This is a genomic window from Terriglobus albidus, assembly GCF_008000815.1.
GTDB classification, from domain to species: domain Bacteria; phylum Acidobacteriota; class Terriglobia; order Terriglobales; family Acidobacteriaceae; genus Terriglobus; species Terriglobus albidus_A.
The window spans coordinates 1,635,590-1,653,657 of sequence record NZ_CP042806.1 but is presented as its reverse complement, the minus strand read 5'-3'; the positions used below and the strand labels follow the sequence as shown (position 1 = coordinate 1,653,657).

General features: G+C 59.3%; 11 protein-coding genes. 8 read left to right on the top strand and 3 right to left on the bottom strand.

The window, feature by feature from the left end; translation table 11 throughout:
* Window positions 1-11: 11 nt before the first annotated feature.
* Complete coding sequence (locus FTW19_RS06590) at window positions 12-1,163, bottom strand: IS481 family transposase (RefSeq protein WP_147645759.1); 1,152 nt, start codon at window positions 1,161-1,163, stop codon at window positions 12-14.
* Between the two features lie 283 nt (window positions 1,164-1,446).
* On the opposite strand from FTW19_RS06590, the gene FTW19_RS06585 reads away from it, so the two are divergent.
* Complete coding sequence (locus FTW19_RS06585; RefSeq protein ID WP_147646880.1) at window positions 1,447-1,974, top strand: SixA phosphatase family protein; 528 nt, start codon at window positions 1,447-1,449, stop codon at window positions 1,972-1,974.
* On the opposite strand, the gene FTW19_RS06580 is transcribed toward FTW19_RS06585, so the two are convergent.
* A complete protein-coding gene (locus FTW19_RS06580; protein WP_147646879.1) occupies window positions 1,926-3,464 on the bottom strand; it encodes a Ppx/GppA phosphatase family protein in 1,539 nt (512 codons plus the stop codon). The genes FTW19_RS06585 and FTW19_RS06580 overlap by 49 nt on opposite strands.
* A gap of 200 nt (window positions 3,465-3,664) precedes the next feature.
* On the opposite strand from FTW19_RS06580, the gene FTW19_RS06575 reads away from it, so the two are divergent.
* The 5 genes from FTW19_RS06575 (at window position 3,665) to FTW19_RS06555 (ending at window position 13,446) form a co-directional block, all read left to right on the top strand.
* On the top strand, window positions 3,665-5,419 hold the full coding sequence (locus FTW19_RS06575) for an ArnT family glycosyltransferase (protein ID WP_246153615.1): 1,755 nt from the start codon (window positions 3,665-3,667) through the stop codon (window positions 5,417-5,419).
* Between the two features lie 41 nt (window positions 5,420-5,460).
* Window positions 5,461-7,308, top strand: a complete 1,848-nt coding sequence (locus tag FTW19_RS06570) for an ArnT family glycosyltransferase (protein WP_246153614.1) — start codon at window positions 5,461-5,463, stop codon at window positions 7,306-7,308.
* 70 nt (window positions 7,309-7,378) lie between these two features.
* A complete protein-coding gene (locus tag FTW19_RS06565) occupies window positions 7,379-10,207 on the top strand; it encodes a bifunctional YncE family protein/alkaline phosphatase family protein (RefSeq protein ID WP_147646877.1) in 2,829 nt (942 codons plus the stop codon).
* 210 nt (window positions 10,208-10,417) lie between these two features.
* Window positions 10,418-12,067: an AsmA family protein gene (locus FTW19_RS06560; protein ID WP_147646876.1), complete on the top strand. Its 1,650-nt coding sequence runs from the start codon at window positions 10,418-10,420 to the stop codon at window positions 12,065-12,067.
* A 113-nt stretch (window positions 12,068-12,180) separates the two neighbouring features.
* Window positions 12,181-13,446 carry an SGNH/GDSL hydrolase family protein gene (locus FTW19_RS06555; protein ID WP_147646875.1) on the top strand — a complete coding sequence of 422 codons (1,266 nt, stop codon included), beginning with the start codon at window positions 12,181-12,183 and terminating at the stop codon, window positions 13,444-13,446.
* Between the two features lie 338 nt (window positions 13,447-13,784).
* Here FTW19_RS06555 and FTW19_RS06550 read toward each other — a convergent pair whose 3' ends face one another.
* Window positions 13,785-14,639 (bottom strand): hypothetical protein, encoded by an 855-nt coding sequence (locus FTW19_RS06550; RefSeq protein WP_147646874.1) that lies wholly within the window; start codon window positions 14,637-14,639, stop codon window positions 13,785-13,787.
* A gap of 634 nt (window positions 14,640-15,273) precedes the next feature.
* Here FTW19_RS06550 and FTW19_RS06545 point away from each other — a divergent pair.
* Window positions 15,274-16,836 (top strand): ATPase domain-containing protein, encoded by a 1,563-nt coding sequence (locus FTW19_RS06545; RefSeq protein WP_147646873.1) that lies wholly within the window; start codon window positions 15,274-15,276, stop codon window positions 16,834-16,836.
* Window positions 16,837-16,894: 58 nt separating this feature from the next.
* Window positions 16,895-18,016 (top strand): sensor histidine kinase, encoded by a 1,122-nt coding sequence (locus FTW19_RS06540; RefSeq protein ID WP_246153613.1) that lies wholly within the window; start codon window positions 16,895-16,897, stop codon window positions 18,014-18,016.
* The last annotated feature ends 52 nt before the right edge of the window (window positions 18,017-18,068 follow it).

The window sequence follows — 18,068 nt, the reverse complement described above, 5'->3', positions numbered from 1 at the left end:
CCACACATCCTTTACAGATTGAGTGAGTTTGCGGGGCAGGGTTCCACGATCGTGGAACCCTGCCCCGTGAGGTCGAGTTCCCGGATGGGCGTGTCACCGTAGAAGATCAGGATGCGTTGATCGATGCGAGCGAGACGGACAGGCTGATGAGCCAGGGCTCCGGCTACCTGCCAGCTGCGTCCGTCCAGCCAGAGCGCTCCGTTGCTGTTGAGCTCGCGCACTTCGGCATCCGGGGCATACGCGGGGTTACGTGGTTCGGTGTACTCTCGCTGGCTGGGGTGCCAGTGGTCTGCTGGCGTTTCCATGTCCAGCGCTTCATGGGGACGAACATGGTTGTACTCTTCCCGGAAGCGGTCCAGCCATGACTGGCCAGGCGGCGTATCCATCGGCCCGCACCTTCTCCGTGCCCGCTCCAGGGCACCGTGGAAGCGTTCCACCTTACCCTGGGTCTGCGGGTGGCGGACTCCGGAGAAGTACAGCCGGATGCCCAGCCGCATCAGCCACACGGATAGCTGCGTCCATCCTCCTGGTGACTGCGCGTTCCACCAGGGCTGGCCGTGATCCATCAGCATGGCCTCGGGCAACCCACAGTCAGAGAACGCCTTATCCAGCCTCTGTTGGACGACGAGACCTTCACCCGAGGACAGTTGCTCCAACACCAAGGCATAGCGGCTGTGGTCATCCAACACGGATAAGGGGCCAAGATGCGCGTTCCATCCCTTAGGGCTTTTGAAATCCATCTGCCAGAGCTGATTAGGCGCCTCGCGACAGAAGCTGCCAGTGGCCTGTGGATGGCTGTCCAGCCGGTGGATCAGACCGTGCCGACGCAACACTCGATGTACGGTCGACGATGGCACCTTCACCCCAGATCGGCCGAGCAGAACGCGAAGCTTACGTGCACCCCAGTCAGGATGCTGGCGCCGTAAAGACACGATCTGCTCTTCCAACTCGGCAGGGCTCTGACGGGGACTCAGCAGAGGCCTGCGGCTGGCTTCCTGCATGCCGGCCGCTCCATGCTCACGGTATCGCTTCAGCCACAGATAACCCGTCGGACGGCTAATCTCGTACTCCACACACAGAGACGAAAACGATCGCTCTCCAATCATCGCCGCCTCCACAAACCGCAATCGCTGCGCTTCCACTTCCACCTTCCTCCATGCCATCCAAAAACACCCCTAAACAGGCATAAACCTGTAAAGGATGTCTGGAGACAAGGTGTAAAGGATGTCATGGAACTGAACAGCTGAAGCCGTGCCCTTAAGCAAAGCATTCACACCTGCGGTGCGAAGCGGGATGAACCTGTAAAGGATCTCTGGAGACACCCTGTAAACCACGACAACATTGACCCCTCTTCGTTAGGAACCCACATTTCCTCCATGCCGGCGTCGACCGATAACCCACATCCCATACCATCAACACCCCGCTCTCTGGCATCTTTAACAAGAGATGAATCTTTACGTCCTCCGTCACGCCAGCGCCGGCACCCGCCGCGTCAACCCGCTGCTCGATACTCGCCGCCCTCTCGACAAAGAGGGCAAGAAGCAGTGTCTGCAACTCGGCCACGTGCTCAACAGCATGCGGCTGCACTTTGACCTCATCGTCTCCAGCCCGCTGAAGCGCAGCCTGCAGACTGCTTCGCTCGTTGGCATGGAGACCGGTTATGAGGCCTCGGTTCTGCTCTCGAATGCTCTGGCTCCCGGAGCCACCTTTGCCGACTTTCAGAAGCTGCTCAGCGAGTGCGGAGAGGCCGAGAATCTCCTGGTCGTGGGGCACAATCCCAATCTCACAACCTTTCTCGGCTCTCTTATTGCGCTGCCGAAGCCGGCACGGATCAGGCTGCGCAAAGGCTCGATCGCTCGTGTGAGCTACGACCGGGGCGCCGGCACCCTGCAGTGGCTGCTCGATCCGCGCACCGTACGCACCCTCTATACGGCCTCGACAGCCAGCTCGCGGCGAAAGACCTCGCGGAAGTAGTCAGCTTCTTTACGCAGCGACCATACCTCCAGCTCCGCACTTCCGCGCGCTGCCGACAGGTCGAGCAGGACACGCTTCGGGTAGACCTTGATACGGAGCCTTACGGCGGCCGAAACGCGGTCCTGGTTCAGGCCGACCGCAAGCCGCAGCAGGCTTACCGCACGCGCCACCGCGCTGTGTTCTTCCACAGGAACTGCACGCAACACCCGGTCGATCGCGTCCGGACGGCTCTTCCCCAGGTACCGCGCAATGGCACTGACAATCGCCCGCTGTTCCGGCGAGAAACCGTAGATTTCCGAGTTCGCCAGGATATATTGCGTGTGCCGGTGATGTCCCTGGTGGTTCATGTACTTGCCGACGTCCTGCATCATGGCCGCTGCCTCCAGCCATAACCGGTACTCAGGCGGAAGCTCATGCACCACATGCAGCGCGTCGAAGAGCTGCGCCACATGCGCCCGGACGGGCTCGTTTCTCCTTGGATCGACGCCATAGCGGCGGCAGAGCTCGCGGATGCCGTTCCAGCGCTCAACCTCCATCTGCTGGTGCACGTCGGCACGAATGTCCGTTTCGGCCAGCATCTGAGCCAGAACACCGTCACGAAGCCCCAGCGGCGAGTAACGGAAGCCCTTCAGGCCCAATCGCTCCAGCAACTGGGCATACACATAGGCTCCGCCGATGATGATCTCACTGCGCTTCGGTCCGATGCCGGGCACCTGCACCCGTTCTGCATTGGTCATCTTCGCCAGCATGTGCGCCACCTTACGGACGCTTACCGTATCGGCTTCCAGAGCCTTTGTCTTCGCGCGTGAAGCTCGCTTCTTGAACAGTGCCGCGGAAGCCTCAGCCAGTGCCGCTGCCGTGCCGCTGGTCGCAATCACGAGAGGCACACGCACTGGGCCGAGCTTCTTTTCAGCGCGGAGCAGCTCACGATGGATAAAGCGTTCCAGTTGCGCCAGGTCTTCCTTGCTGGTCGGATCGCTGTGCAGAAACTCCTGCTGCAACCGCACCGCTCCCAGCGGAGTGCTCACCATCGACTTGATGCGGCCGTGCTCGCTGTTGGTAATCTCGCAGCTTCCGCCGCCAAGATCGATCATCAGGCACCTGCCCCGCGCCCCTGGTTCCAGCGTAGCTACTCCAAGATGGATCAGACGGCCTTCTTCCAGGCCTGAAATTACCTCCAGGCTCCATCCTGTGGCCGATTTGACCCAGGCCGAAAAGGCGGCTGCATTGCGGGCATCACGCGTGGCGGAGGTGGCCACGACCCGCACTTTATCCACAACATGGGCCTGCACCGCCTTATGAAAACGCTTCAGGGCCCGGATAGTAGTGGCCATCGCCTCCGGCGAAATCACTCCCGTCTCGAAGACACTTTCGCCCAGACGCGTCACCTCTCGGTCCTCATACAGCGTCTTGAGCTTATGCATCTGTACGGCGGCGATCTTCAGCCGGCAGGAGTTGGACCCGATATCGATAGCTGCAAAGGTCGGCATCTTTCCTCGCGTCAGAATACACGGTTCGCGCATCGAATCTTATGGGTGTTTTTCGTGTCTAAAAGAAGGAACACACATCTTTAATCAATAAGTAGAGTTGTAGCCGGATGGTAACTACGTACGCTCCCAAGCCTGTCGCGGCACCCTCGCGCCTTACCAGCACCCGCAAGCGCCGGATCTGGATCCTGTCGCTCGTTTGGGTGGCAGTATATTTTGCAAGCCTGTTCTCTCCACCGTTGCTTGACGACGCTGACGCTACTCACGCTCAGGCCGCCGCCGCTATGGCTCGCACCGGCGACTACGTCACCCTATACGTCAACGGCATCCGCTATCTGGAAAAGGCTGCTCTGCCCTATTGGCTGGTCGCGGTCGATTATCGCATCTTCGGCCTGAACGCATTTGCCACGCACCTTCCGCTGGCCCTTGGCGTAGCGATGCTGGCTGCTCTCGCCTATCGCTGGGGGAAGCACGCGATCTCGCAGACAGCGGGCTTTTACGCCTCTCTGGCGACGCTCACTACGGCCGGCATCTTTCTCTTCACGCGCATCTTCATCCCAGAGGTGCTGCTCTCATTCTTCCTTTGCGCCTCTCTCTACTGCCTATTACGTGGCCTTGAGAAAGCACGCGTCGGCTACTTCTACGGCATGTGGATTGGTCTCGCACTCGCCGTTATGACCAAGGGGCTCATCGGCCTGGTCTTCCCCATGAGCGCGGTGATGATCTATCTGGCGATCACCGGCGAGTGGCGCCGCTGGCGCGAGCTCCGCTTTGTTACCGGCGGCGTTCTTTTCCTCGCCATCGCCGCCCCCTGGCACATCCTCGCCGGTCTTCGAAACACCGGCGGCATGAACGGACACGGCTTCTTCTGGTTCTACTTCATCAACGAGCACGTGCTCCGTTTCCTCGGCGAGCGCTACCCGAAGGACTACAACAAGCTGCCCGGCTACCTCTTCTGGCTGCTGCACCTGGTCTGGCTCTTCCCCTGGTCGCTCTTCCTTCCCGTCACCCTGCGCGATCTGTGGACCAACCGTTCCAGATATCTGCGTCCGTACAGCTTCCATCAGCGGTCAGTGCTTCTACTCGGCATCTACGCCGCCATCATCCTGGTCTTCTTCTCCATCTCCACCAACCAGGAGTACTACACTTTCCCGGCCTATCTGCCAATCCTTCTGCTTATCGCCTTCTCGCTTGCCCGGCGCGAAGATAACGCCCTGCGCGGGCACCTGGTCACCGCAGCACATGTTGTCTTTGCCATGCTCGGCTTCCTGATCGCAGGAGCTCTCTTCTACGGCCTGTGGAGCTCACGTAACCTCCCCTTCGAGCCCAGCATCGGAGACCTTCTGGCCCATCGCGCCGTCGGAGACTACACGCTCTCCATGTCGCACTTCTTCGACCTGACCGGGGCCTCCTTTGCCGCCCTGCGGCTACCCGCCGCCCTGGCCATGCTGGCCTTCGCCTTCGGTCCGGCTGTGGCCTGGAATCTCCGCCTGCACAAGCGGAACACGGCCGCCTTCTCCACCATGGGATTCACCACGGCGCTCTTCCTGGTAGCCGCGCACATCGCCCTCATGCGCTTCGGCTCCATGCTGAGCTGCAAACAACTGGCAGACACGGCCAATGATCTCGTCGCTTCCCGACGCATCGAAGGCAACTATCAGTTGATGCTGTACGGCGACCAGTCCTATGGCTCTTCGGTCATCTTCTATACCAACCGCCAGGCACTGCTGGTCGAAGGCCGCTCCAGCTCGCTGATCTTCGGCAGCACTTTCCCCGATGCACCGCATATCTTCCTCTCCTCACAGGATCTGCTGCAGACGTGGGGACAGGGGGTGCGCCATCTCCTCTTCGTTCCTGAAGAACACCACAACGACGTAGAGCAACTTCTCAAGGGACGCTACGTCCTGTTGAAAGAGACCGCCGGCAATACGCTGCTAACCGACCGGCCGCTCAATTGACGTAACCATAGAAAAACCAGCACGATGGATAGAAGAACCTCGTGAGCCTGCCGACCTCATCCGCCGTGACGGACCCCACCGCCTCGCCCGCACCAGCACGCCGCAGATCCATCGTCATTCTCCTGATCATCTGGGGAGTGCTGCAGCTTGGTGGCATCTTTACCCCCGGTCTGCTCGACGATGTCGACTCGGTCTATCTCGAGGTGGCGCGCGAGATGCTTGTCCGCCACGACTACGTCACGCCCTATGTCGACGGCATCCGCTTCTTCGACAAGCCTCCGTTGATGTACTGGCTCGCCGCCGGCAGCATGAAGATCTTCGGGCCGCACGACTGGGCAGGCCGGCTTCCGCTTACTCTGCTCGTCCTTGGGCTTATCTTCTCCGTTTACTCGCTCGGTAGACGGTTCTTTGGCGAACGTGGAGGCTTCTACTCCGGCCTGGCCATCGCCACCTCCATCGGCCCCTATCTCTTCACCCGCTTTTACATTCCCGATGTGCCGCTGGCGCTGTGGATGACCGTCTCCATCCACCTTCTGCTCATCGCCCTCGATCGCGTACGAACACACGAGTCCGCGCTGAAACCGATGCTTGGCTTCGCCGCCGTGACCGCGCTCAATGTCCTTACCAAGGGCTTTATCGGTCTCGTCTTTCCGGTCGGCTTCGCTCTCATCTTCCTTCTGTTGACCCGCCAGATCCGCGCCATGCTCCGCTTGCATCTCGTCGCATCGACGGCGCTCTTCCTGCTCATCGCGCTTCCCTGGCATGTGCTTGCGGCCATACGGAACCCAGCGATTGACGCCAATGCCCGCGGCTGGTTCTGGTTCTACGTCATCAATGAGCACTTCATGCGCTTCCTCGGCAAGCGCATCCCGCATGACTACGGCCAGGTGCCCCTCCTACTCTTCTGGGGCATGATCCTGGCATGGCTTCTACCCTGGGCCGTCTTTCTTCCGCGCGCGATCCGATGGGGCGTCGCCACGTTGCGCACCCAGGGCATGAAGGCACGCGCCTCCGAGGCCCCGCTGACCCTCTTCCTGTGGGCTTTCACCGTCATCGGCTTCTTCTCGCTCGGCAGCCGGCAGGAGTACTACGCCCTTCCCGCATTGCCCGCTCTCGCGATTCTCGCAGGCGGACAACTGGAGCGCGCCGAAGATCCACTGCACCCGGGGTCACGCCATGCAGGCTACTTCTGGACGCGCTGGCTGCTTCTGCCTATCACCACACTCGCGGCAGTGGTCTGCACCTGGTTTGCGATCACCGCACCTACGCCGCCGGCGGGCGTCGATATCTCAGATCTGCTGACGACCAATCCCGAGCGCTATACCCTCGCGCTCGGCCATCTCTACGACCTCACCGGCAAGGCGATGGGCTTCTTCCGCTTTCCGCTGATCCTTGTCGCCGTATCCATGTACGCCGCCGGCCTGACAGCATGGCTGCTACGGCGCAAAGGCAAGTGCTATGCGGCCAACGTCACTCTCGCCATCGCCATGATGGGCAATCTCTGGGGCATGCATGAAGGCCTGGCGCGCTTCTATCCCATCCTCGGCTCGAAGGGCCTGGCCGACGCGATCAACTCCGTCTTCCAACCCGGCGATCAGATCATGCTCGACGGCGAGTTGACCTCCGGGTCCTCAATCGCCTTCTACACCCGCCAGCCCCTGCACCTGGTCAACGGACGCGTCAATGGCCCCTGGTACGGCAGCTTCTGGCCTGACGCCGCCAGAGTCTTTGAAACCGAAGACTCCCTGCACCAGGCCTGGGCAAGTCACGACCGCGTCTTTCTGATGACCTACGAGCCGCAACGCCGCCTCACTGACCTGCGGCCCTTCGGCGGCGTGTACGAGCTCAAATCCGAAGGCGGCAAAACCGTCCTCACGAATCATCCCTGACCAATCAATAAAAATCAGATAAATCGCACGACCGCTGCAATACAGGATTGTTACTCTTCTAACGATCCCTATGACCTCTGTAACGCGTCTCTCCCTCGTTGCGCTATTGGCTGCTGCCCCGGTCTTTGCCCAGTCGCCGATTAATCTGCCCAGCAGCAAACAGCTGCTCCCCGGCATTCCCGGCGACCCGCAGCGCATCAACAGCCTTCCACTGGCGATGGCCTGGTCACCCGATCATCGCTATCTCGCCGTGGTGAACGCCGGCTACGGAACTGCCGAGTCGAACTACCAGCAGTCCATCGCCGTGCTCGACACACAGACCGGCACAGTCAAAGACTTTCCTGAGTCGCGCACGACACTCTCGTCCGCACAGACACTCTTCTCCGGCCTGCTCTTCTCTGCTGACGGACAGCACCTTTACGCTTCGCTCGACTCTCTCTCTGCCCCCGAAGGCGGCGAGCCTGGCAAAGACGGCCTCGTTAAGACCGGCAACGCCATCGCCGTCTACAGCTTCCACGACGGCTCCATCGCCGCGGATCGTTTGATCCCTATCCCGCTGCAACAGCTTGCTCCAGGCCGCTCGCAGAACGAGATCGGCAACCCCATCCCCATGGGCAAAGCCATCCCAGTTCCCACCGGACTGGCCCTGTTGAAAGCAACCAATGGCGCAGAACAACTTCTGGTCGCCAATAACTTCTCCGACGACGTGCTGCAGCTCGATGCCGCCAGCGGCAAGATCCTTCGCCGCTTCGACCTCGCCACCAAGCCGATCGTCCCAGCGAACTACCCGATTGCGATTGCTGTCGACGCAGCCCAGCGCTTCGCCTATGTTGCTCTCTGGAACGGCTCCGCACTGGCCCAGCTCGATCTGAAGTCCGGCAAGGTCGTCTCCACACTTCCGCTGCTTCCGCCCGACCCGGCCACCGGCCCCAGCTCGCATCCCTGTGCTCTGGTCTTCTCGAAAGATGGACAGACTCTCTACGTCGCCCTCGCGAATCGCGATGCGATAGCTGCTGTCTCACTCACAAGCGGGAAGCCGAAGCTGAACGGCACCCTCGACACACGCCTGCCAGGACAGAGCTATTTTGGCGCTATCCCTACAGCCCTTGCTCTCAGCACCGACGGCAGCCGGCTCTTCGTTGCCAACTCTGGCTCCAACGCGGTAGCGGTCTTCGATACGGCGCAGAAACTCGCTGCCGCTACGCCTATCCACGCTGCAGGCTTTCTCCCCACGGAATGGTTCCCCACTGCAGTCGCCGTGCAGGGCAACAAACTCTACGCCGCCACCGGTAAAGGCAAAGGCACCGGACCCAATGCTCCCAAGCCGCTCATGGCAGCTGATCCCAGCCAGATGCCCGCAAAGTTCAAGACGCGGGCGCACGCTTACATCGCCACGCTGCTACATGGCTCACTAGCCTCCATCGATCTGACCTCTGCTCTTCCCAAACTGGACGAGCTCTCACGCGCTGTCGTTCTTTCTAACCGCATGAACGCCGAGCAGCAACACGTATTCGCCGATGGACACAATCCGATCAAGCATGTGATCTACATCATCAAAGAGAACCGCACCTACGATCAGATTCTCGGCGATCTCGGCGTCGGTGACGGCGATCCCTCTCTGACGATGTATGGCAAAGACATCACGCCAAACCTGCACAAACTCGCACTGCAGTTCGGTCTCCTGGATAACTTCTACGACTCCGGAGAGGTCTCCGGCGATGGACACGTATGGTCCACCGCCGCCATCACCTCCGACTACAACGAGAAGAACTGGCAGCAGAGCTATCGCGGCAAAGAGCGCACGTATGATTACGAAGGCGTCGTCGCGGAAGGCTATCCCTTGCTCGAAGGCATCTCCGATATCGACGAGCCGCAGAGCGGCTACCTATGGACGAACCTCGCCAAACACGGCAAGTCTCTCTACCACTTCGGTGAATTCGTCGCTACCAAGTTCTGTGACGACTCCGGCGAGGCGCCGAAAGACCGTTCTCCGCTGAACGGCACACCCGAACCCGCGCCTCAGCGCTGCGCCGGAAAAGCTTCCATCCTCCCCGGCCAGGAGATTCCTGCCAACTACGGCGGCGGCGCGAGCGAGTACCAGTGGCACATCCCGCTCACCTACAAGAACACTGCCACCAAGCCTGAGCTCGAAGGCCACTTCGATACCGCCTACCCGGACTTCAATCTCAAGTTCCCAGACCAGCTCCGCGTCAGCGAGTTCATTACCCATTTCGACAAATGGGTCACCGAGCGCAAGGCAGGGAAGGACAACATGCCGCAGTTCGTGATGCTGCGCCTGGGCAATGATCACACCGCCGGCACTACCATCGGCTCGCCCACACCTCGCTCCTCCGTCGCCGATAACGATCTCGCTGTCGGCCGTGCCGTGGAAGCTTTGTCACACTCGCCCTACTGGGACGACACCGCCTTCTTCATCCTTGAAGACGACGCGCAGGACGGCGCCGACCACGTTGACGGTCACCGGTCGATCTCACTGGTTGTCAGCAAGTACTCTCCGCGTAACGCAGAGGCCTTCATCGACCACAGCTTCTACACCACGGTCTCTGTCCTGCACACCATGGAAGACCTTCTCGGCGTTCCGCCGATGAACAACAACGACGCCTTCGCTCCGCTCATCTCGCCCATCTTCGCAGGCAAGGGCGATCAGCCGGCCTTCACCGCCGACTACACCAATCGCGACAACAAACTTATCTACCAGGCCAATACGCCAAAGGCTCCGGGAGCGAAGCAGTCCTCCAAAATGGACTTCACTCATGAAGACCGCGCCGACGCCCGTCTGCTGAATATCATCCTCTGGCGTGACTCCATGGGAGACAAACCGGTCCCGCAGATGGTGTTGCATCCGCACGGCCAGAAGAAGGACGATGACGACGACTAAACACGTGAAGCACACCTCAAACCAAAGCCCCTCCACATCGGAGGGGCTTTTTATGTTGTCATCCTTCACGGAGTGAAGGACCTGCTTCTTGTCATTTCGCAGTGACCGAAGGGAGCGGAGAAATCTGCTTCTTTTATTCACTCTCCCACACTGGTAGAAATCCCTAAACAAGCATCTACTAAAGAGGAACTTCAGGCGCCGGGGGAGAGCATGGTACAGATCAAACGGAGTTGGGCCATCATCGCGGGCATCGTACTTCTGGTGCTCATCGGATTCTTCGCCGTCGGCCACCTTCTCGATGCAGACACTTACCGCGGACGCATCGAAAAAGCGCTCTCGGATTCCCTCGGACGTCCCGTGCAGTTAGGACACCTCGACTTCTCACTCTTCTCCGGAAGCCTGAATGCTGAGTCGCCTGCCATCGCCGACGACCCCGCGTTCAGCAATCAGCCCTTTCTTACCGCGAAGAGCGTTCACATCGGTGTTGAGGTACTTCCGCTGCTACTGCATCGCCAGATCCACATCAACGGCTTCACCATCGATCAACCGAAGATTGCCCTGATACGCGCCGAGAACGGTACCTGGAACTACTCCAGCATCGGCAGTGAAGGCAAGCGTAAAGCCCCCACGGCGGAGACCAACGACCTCATTCCTAACCTGACCGTAGGCAAGATCGATATCAAGGACGGCAGCGTCACCATGGGAACGCTGCCGCAACAGGGCCAGCCGCACATCTACAGCGACCTCAACGTCAGCGTGCAGAACTTCTCGTTCACCAATGCATTCCCCTTCACCGTAAGCGGCAAACTGCCCGAAGGTGGAAGCATCGCGATCACCGGCAACGCCGGCCCGATCAATCAGCATGACGCTTCACTGACGCCGCTCACCGCACAGGTCGGACTAAAACATGCCGACCTGGTCTCAGCCGGACTCGTCCAACCCAGCCAGGGAATCTCCGGCATCGCCGATCTCGATACCAAGGTCACCTCGAATGGCCAGACAGCACAGGCAGATGGCAAGCTTCATCTCGCTCAACTGAAGCTGGCGAAGAACGGCACGCCTTCCTCACAGCCAGTCGATCTGCAGTTCAACGTCAATCAGGATCTTCAATCACTTTCCGGCAAGATCAACAGCGCTACCATGCAGGTGAGCAAAGCCGCGCTTGCCCTCGCAGGAACCTATACAACCCGCGGCAACACCACTACGACACAGATCAATGTCGATGGGAAGAATATGCCTATCGATGATCTGGTTGCCTTCCTGCCCTCGCTTGGCGTGCAATTACCCTCCGGTTCACGGCTGCAAGGCGGCACTCTCACTCTCTCGCTCGATGTCGCCGGACCGACAACGGCTCCCGTCATCAGCGGGCCCATTCGTATTGCGAATACGCAGCTCGCGGGTTTCGATCTCGGACAGAAGCTCGCCAGCATTCAGGCCCTCACCGGAGCAAAGACCGGCTCGAACACCACCATCCAGGCTCTGAGCACCAACCTGCGCTACAGCACCGAAGGTGTCCAGACGAATAACCTCGCAGCGATCGTCGCTGGATTAGGCTCAGCCTCCGGCAGCGGCTCCATCAGCGCCAATAATGCGCTCAACTACCGCCTGCTGATCAAGCTCGACTCCACCGGCATCGGCGGACTTGCAACGCAAGCCGCCAGTCTGCTGCCCGGTGTCTTCGGATCGACAGTCAGTCAGGCCACGGCAAACGGAATTCCAGTAACCATCAGTGGCACAACCGCCAGCCCGACCTTCACACCCGACATGAGCAAGCTGGTTCGCGGAAGCACACAGCAACAGCAACAGAACCTGCAGTCCAATCCTTTAGGGAAGGCTCTCAGCGGGCTGTTCCATCGATAGCACTACTTCCTCGAACAAGCCTCTGACGCCGCTTCCATGCGTACGGTCAAAGACCGTGTCTTCGCTATACTTGCACTGAAACAGATACAACACATCAACTCTGGAGAACGCCTGTGTCCCCGCTCAGGACCTCTTGGCGCGGCATCTCTGCCTCGCTGCTCTTTCTGTCGACGGTTCTAATCAATGGTTGTGGTTCGGATGGGAGCGATTCTTCCACCAGCAAGCCCTTTGCAAGTGTCGTCTTCCTTGGTGACTCCCTCACCGCCGGCTATCAGAACGGCTCACTCCTCGACAGCCAGCAGAAGAATGGCTACGCCGCACTCCTCGCTACTCAGGCAAACTTCTCGCTCACGCTGCCGCTGATCGCGCCTCCTGGAGCGCCTGCGGTGCTGCAGCTCGTCAAGGCCGGCTCGCCACCTGTCATCGTCACGGCTCCGGGAACCACCACCGGCCGCGATAATCCCACTGAGCAGCCAAATGATCTCGCCGTTCCCGGCCATCTGCTCCATGACATCCTCAACACCACGCCATCGGCCGTCGCCACAACAGGCCAGCAGTTGATGACCAATCTCGTTCTAGCTTTCCCCGCGGGCAACACGAAGTCGCAGCTCGATGAAGCTATCACGCTCAAGCCAAGCACCGTGATTGTATGGGCGGGCAATAACGACGCTCTCGTCGCCGATGAAGAGGGAACGCCTTCCGTCATGACATCGCTCGCGAGCTTCACCACCGACTTCACCCAATTGATGACTACTTTGAAGTCGAAGACGTCCGCCAACCTGATCGTCGCCAACATTCCCGATGTCACCGCCGTTCCCTACATGGTGCCAGCCAATACTGTCATCGCGCAGGTCTCTGCGCTCACCAGCCTCCCTGCCTCCACTGTGGCTGCGATCCTCGGTATCCAGAATGGAGACCTGGTGAGCCTCGACGGAGTGCAGGCGCTGCAGGCCTCGGCTACCGGCGGGAAACTGACCAAGCTGGCCGACAACTACGTTCTCACCGCATCTGAAGTTACAGCAGTGCAAGCCATCGTCAACAGCTACAACCAGGTCATTCAACAGCAGGCGCAGGCCGTAGGAGCAACTGTCGTCGACATGCATGCCTACTTCGCGTCCATGCAGGCAGGCGTGACGGTCAATGGCAAAACCGCAACCACGGCATTTCTCGGCGGCCTCTTCGGTCTGGACGGCATCCACCCCACCAACACCGGATATGCCCTTCTCGCCAACCAGTTCCTCGCTGCACTCAATGCAAAACTGTCGCTGGCTATCCCTCTGGTCAACGTAGACGCAATCGCTGCGAAGGATTCTCTCGTCGGCTTAAATATCTCGACCGTGAAACAAGTAGTTCCCGGGGTGCACCTGCCACTCAACTAACCCACACTGGGTGCCCCATCCATCCCAGCGGATGGATGCGAACCAAACGAGACGCTTTTCTTCAATTTCGGGTTACTCACAGCGATACGGATCGAGCTCACGCGCGATACTCCCAGGTAAGCTCCGCGTACCTGGGGCACCCGGCCAAGGCCGATCCCATCCACGCTCTCAAGCCCGGCGACCACCGCCTTCGCCATCACAGTTCTGGCAGCAGTGGCATTCTCCGCCAGCCTCCTGCCTGCCTTCCGCGCCGCCCGCCTTGACCCCGTCGACGCTCTGCGCCGCGAGTGACAAAGCGACTTTTGTTTGTCAGCGTTGTATCTCTGACGACTTGCTCTTCATTCCCGCTTCCCATTGAGAACTTCGCCCGTCTTCTGAACACTCTTCTTCACAGCTTTCCAGACATTCCTGGAAGAACCCTTCAGGGCCTTCCCGGTCTTGCCAGTGGTTGTATCCAGCGCGGAAGACGTGCTGCTGTTCGCAACATCCAGAGCTGTATCTGTAGCCCTTATGCCCGTCGCCGCTCCGCTAATCCCCGCATTCGCACCAAGGATGGTGGCCTGCGCGGGACGTTTCGCAGGATTCGCCCAGACGATATCTGTCTCCGGCAATCGCTCGACTCTCGCCACGCGCATCTCCGGAAAGTCGCTTCGACTTAGTTTGCCGCTCAGCGGCCATTCGATGGAGTTAAGCCAGACCATACCGTTCATGGGGGTATCCGCCTCGCCCACGTTGATAATCTGTTTGGCCTTCAGCGGTTTCATCCGTGCACATCGGTCGCCGCCACACCCATGGGTGCACATGGCCTCCGACAAAAAGGAAGCGTGCTTTCCCTCCGAAATCCAGATCGTGCCTCCATGCTCTTCCGCATGTAGCGTGGCCGCACGAGCGAGGTGGCTTGCGTCGCAGATTGTGTCCTCGTGCGCGGCGGCATACCAGTACAGAGCCTTTGCATCTGCAATGCTCGCTCCAGTTCTCACCAGGACCGATACATGTTCTGCATCGAGACGATGTCCCATCTCGCCGCAATCTCGACGCCATAGATGGTAGTAGTGCAGCTCCACCTCGTCAGGCTGTCCCTTCCGAGGAAATACCTGACCATAGATCGTTCCATCGTCTTCCACGACAGTAGGACTTCGGGCGCCCTCGAGAAACTTTGCAGGCCGATCGGAGCAGTCGTCACGGCTGATCATAAAGAGCGGAGAATACCTCTCCAGTAAGTCACCTTCTTCTCGATCGCTTAAACCGTCCCGATCCGTATCGAGCGCGCCTGGCTTTCCTATACCGGGCTGTCCATACGTTTCGAGAAGGGGAAACAGGAAGAACACCAAAACGACTGCGCCCCTCAGGCGTTTTAAGATCATCGGATTCTTCTCTCTTCAAAAGACAAGAACAGTTGCCGGATACCTATCTCGTCACGCAGTGGCATCCGGGCTGGCCATACCTGGCAGCTTCATCTGGAGTTCAAGAGCGCCATCCAGCTCAGACAAGCACAGCGAGAGCATCCAGTAGAAATGCCGCGGGAATCTCAACAATATCAGCATGAGTAAGACGTTCGTTGCATCAGCTTCAGTTGCCGCAACCATGAGCCACATCTCGGCTCCGCCGCGCTGGAGATGTCCTGCTCGCGTCTCTGGAGTCCATGCGGCAGTGGGAAACCCAGCGGCTGGCGCGGTCTCCCTTCCGTTTCTGCCCCTCCAGCCCGTCCCGGCCACCTGCGGAACAGCGGAATCATGGTCAGCCGGGTGAGTCGCAAATTGAATAGTCAAAATGCCTTTGGCAGACTTTCCCGCAAAAATGACATCTAAGCGCCCCAGGAGGGATGGTATGAGTGCAACGCTTCCAGTGAACGCCAAGCCAGGGAAGCCGCAGTTCCTTTCCTCAAGCAACGACTCTGCAAACAAGGAAATCAGGCTCACTACGGGTGTCGACGGCTTAGATGACATTCTGAACGGTGGCCTGCCCAAAGGACATCTTTATCTTGTCGAGGGGGATCCAGGAACCGGCAAAACTACACTCGCATTACAGTTTCTGCTCGAAGGAGTGGAACGAGGTGAAGGAGGGATGTACATCACTTTGTCGGAATCCAGGAGCGAGCTGGAACAAGTCGGGGCCTCCCATGGTTGGTCCCTGCGGTCGATCACCATCTACGAGATGATCTCTTCCGACGAAGACCTTGGACCGGAAGCGGAGTACACCGTCTTTTATCCATCGGATGTCGAGCTAGCGGATACCATGACGGCCATCCTCAAGCAGGTGGAGGAGATCAGGCCGCAACGCGTCGTCTTTGACTCGCTTTCAGAGTTCCGCATGATCGCCCGCGACCCACTGAAATACCGCCGCCAGATCCTCGCACTGAAGCGATATTTTGCGGGCCGCAACTGCACTGTCCTTCTGCTGGACGATCGAACCGCCGAAGGAAATGTCGACGATCTGCAGCTCCAGAGCATCGCGCACGGCGTCATCAAGATGCAAAGCCTGGAACGGGATTTTGGCGTCAAAAGACGCCGTATGGAGGTCCACAAGCTTCGCGGCTCCCATTTCCGCGAAGGCTACCATGACTACACCATCAAGACCGGCGGGATCGAGATTTACCCTCGCCTGGTTGCCGCGGAACACAAACCCGGCTTTAAGAGGACGCATGTTCCAAGCGGCCTGAAGGAGCTGGATGACCTCTTTCGCGGAGGCATCGATACGGGAACCAGCACGCTTCTCATCGGCCCGGCTGGCTGCGGTAAATCGACCATCGCGCTTCGATATGCAGTCTCCGCCGCCCAGCGAGGCGAGAAAGCACTTATATTTACCTTCGATGAGACGCTCGCGACATTGATCGAGCGGGCACACGGCCTGGGTATGGATCCCACCGATCTGCTGGAGAGCGGCATGCTTGGGATTCAACAGATCGATCCCGTGGAGCTCTCCCCCGGAGAGCTTGTCTCCCGAATCAGAAATCTGGTGGATGAACAAAACCTTCGCATGGTGGTCATCGACAGCATGAACGGATTTCTGAACGCCATGCCGCATGAACAGTTCCTCGCCATGCAACTGCACGAATTATTGGCCTATCTGGGACAGCAGGGTATCGCAACGCTTCTCACGCTCGCACAACACGGCTTCATCGGCGTCACCAATACTCCTATTGACATAAGTTATCTGGCCGACACGGTTCTGCTGTTTCGTTATTTCGAGCGCGCCGGATCCATCCGTCAGGCGCTCTCGGTCGTAAAGAAACGGAGCGGGCCGCATGAACGCACCATTCGTGAGCTGATCTTCGGCAACGGTGAAATCAGGGTCGGCCCGCCGCTGCATGAGTTCGAAGGAGTTCTTGGCGGGAACCCAACGTTCACCGGTTCGAAGTTACAGGAGGATTCTTCTGATCCCCGAGAATGAAACAACGTCCTACGAAACACGCACCCTCGTCCTGGCTCCTACAGGACGCGATGCGTCGTTGATCTCTACTCTTCTGCAGAGACTGGGCAGACTCTGCCATGTCGTGAACTCTGTCTTCGAATTGCGCGAGAACATCGGCAAAGGCGCCGGCGCCGCCATCGTCGCCGAAGAAGCACTGAAGGGAAACTCCATCCATGATCTGGAATCTGTGCTGAAGGATCAGCCGGCATGGTCGGACTTTCCGGTCATTCTTCTGGTGACCGGAGGCCGCGTTACAACCGAGAGTGAGCGCCTACGCAAACTGCGGACCCCGCTCGGCAATGTACTTCTACTGGAGCGGCCCCTGCGGCCGGAAACCCTGCTCAGCACACTTGAAGCCGCGCTGCGTGGACGGCAGCGTCAGTATCAGGTGCGAGACCAGATGGAGCAGATGGTGCATGCCCAGGACGCCCTTCGCCGCGCGGAGAAACTGGCGGTAACCGGGCGCCTGGCCGCAAGTATCGCTCACGAGATCAACAATCCGTTGGAGTCCGTGACCAACTTGCTCTATCTCTTGCGTTCGGAAACCCCATCGGAGACGGGGCAGCGTTACCTCGGTCAAGCCGAGCAGGAGCTCGCACGCGTAACCGAAATCGCCAAACACACGTTGCGCTATTATCGGGAACCCAATAAGCCGGTACTGGTCGATGTCAGCGCCGTGCTGGACTCCATGTTGACGCTGTATCATTCGCGTTTGATCGCGGCGCGTGTCGACGTGAGCAAAGAAACCCGCTCCCCGGTAGTTTCTATTTGCGCCAATCCAGGCGAGCTGCGCCAGGTGATCGCTAATCTTATCGGCAATTCACTGGATGCCATGCGCACCGGAGGCAAGCTGAGGCTGCGAATCGGTTTGTGGCACAGCCCAAATTTGTCGAACCGCCGATACCTGAGTATGACCATTGCAGATACAGGGTCAGGCATCGATCCGCAGTTGCTGCCATCCGTATTCGAACCCTTTGTCACGACCAAAGGAGAGACAGGCACGGGCCTCGGACTGTGGGTCACGCAGGAACTGATCAGGAAGAATGGGTGGGAGATTCGGGTTCGCAGCTCCACAGCCCCAAACCATCGCGGAACTGTCTTTTCGATCCTGATTCCGGCTGAACAGGCCGAAACCTCAACCGCCTCCGTTGCGGCCTGAACCACACTGCCGACCGAGTCCCCTGTCTCCCGAAACGGGACAGCTCTATCTC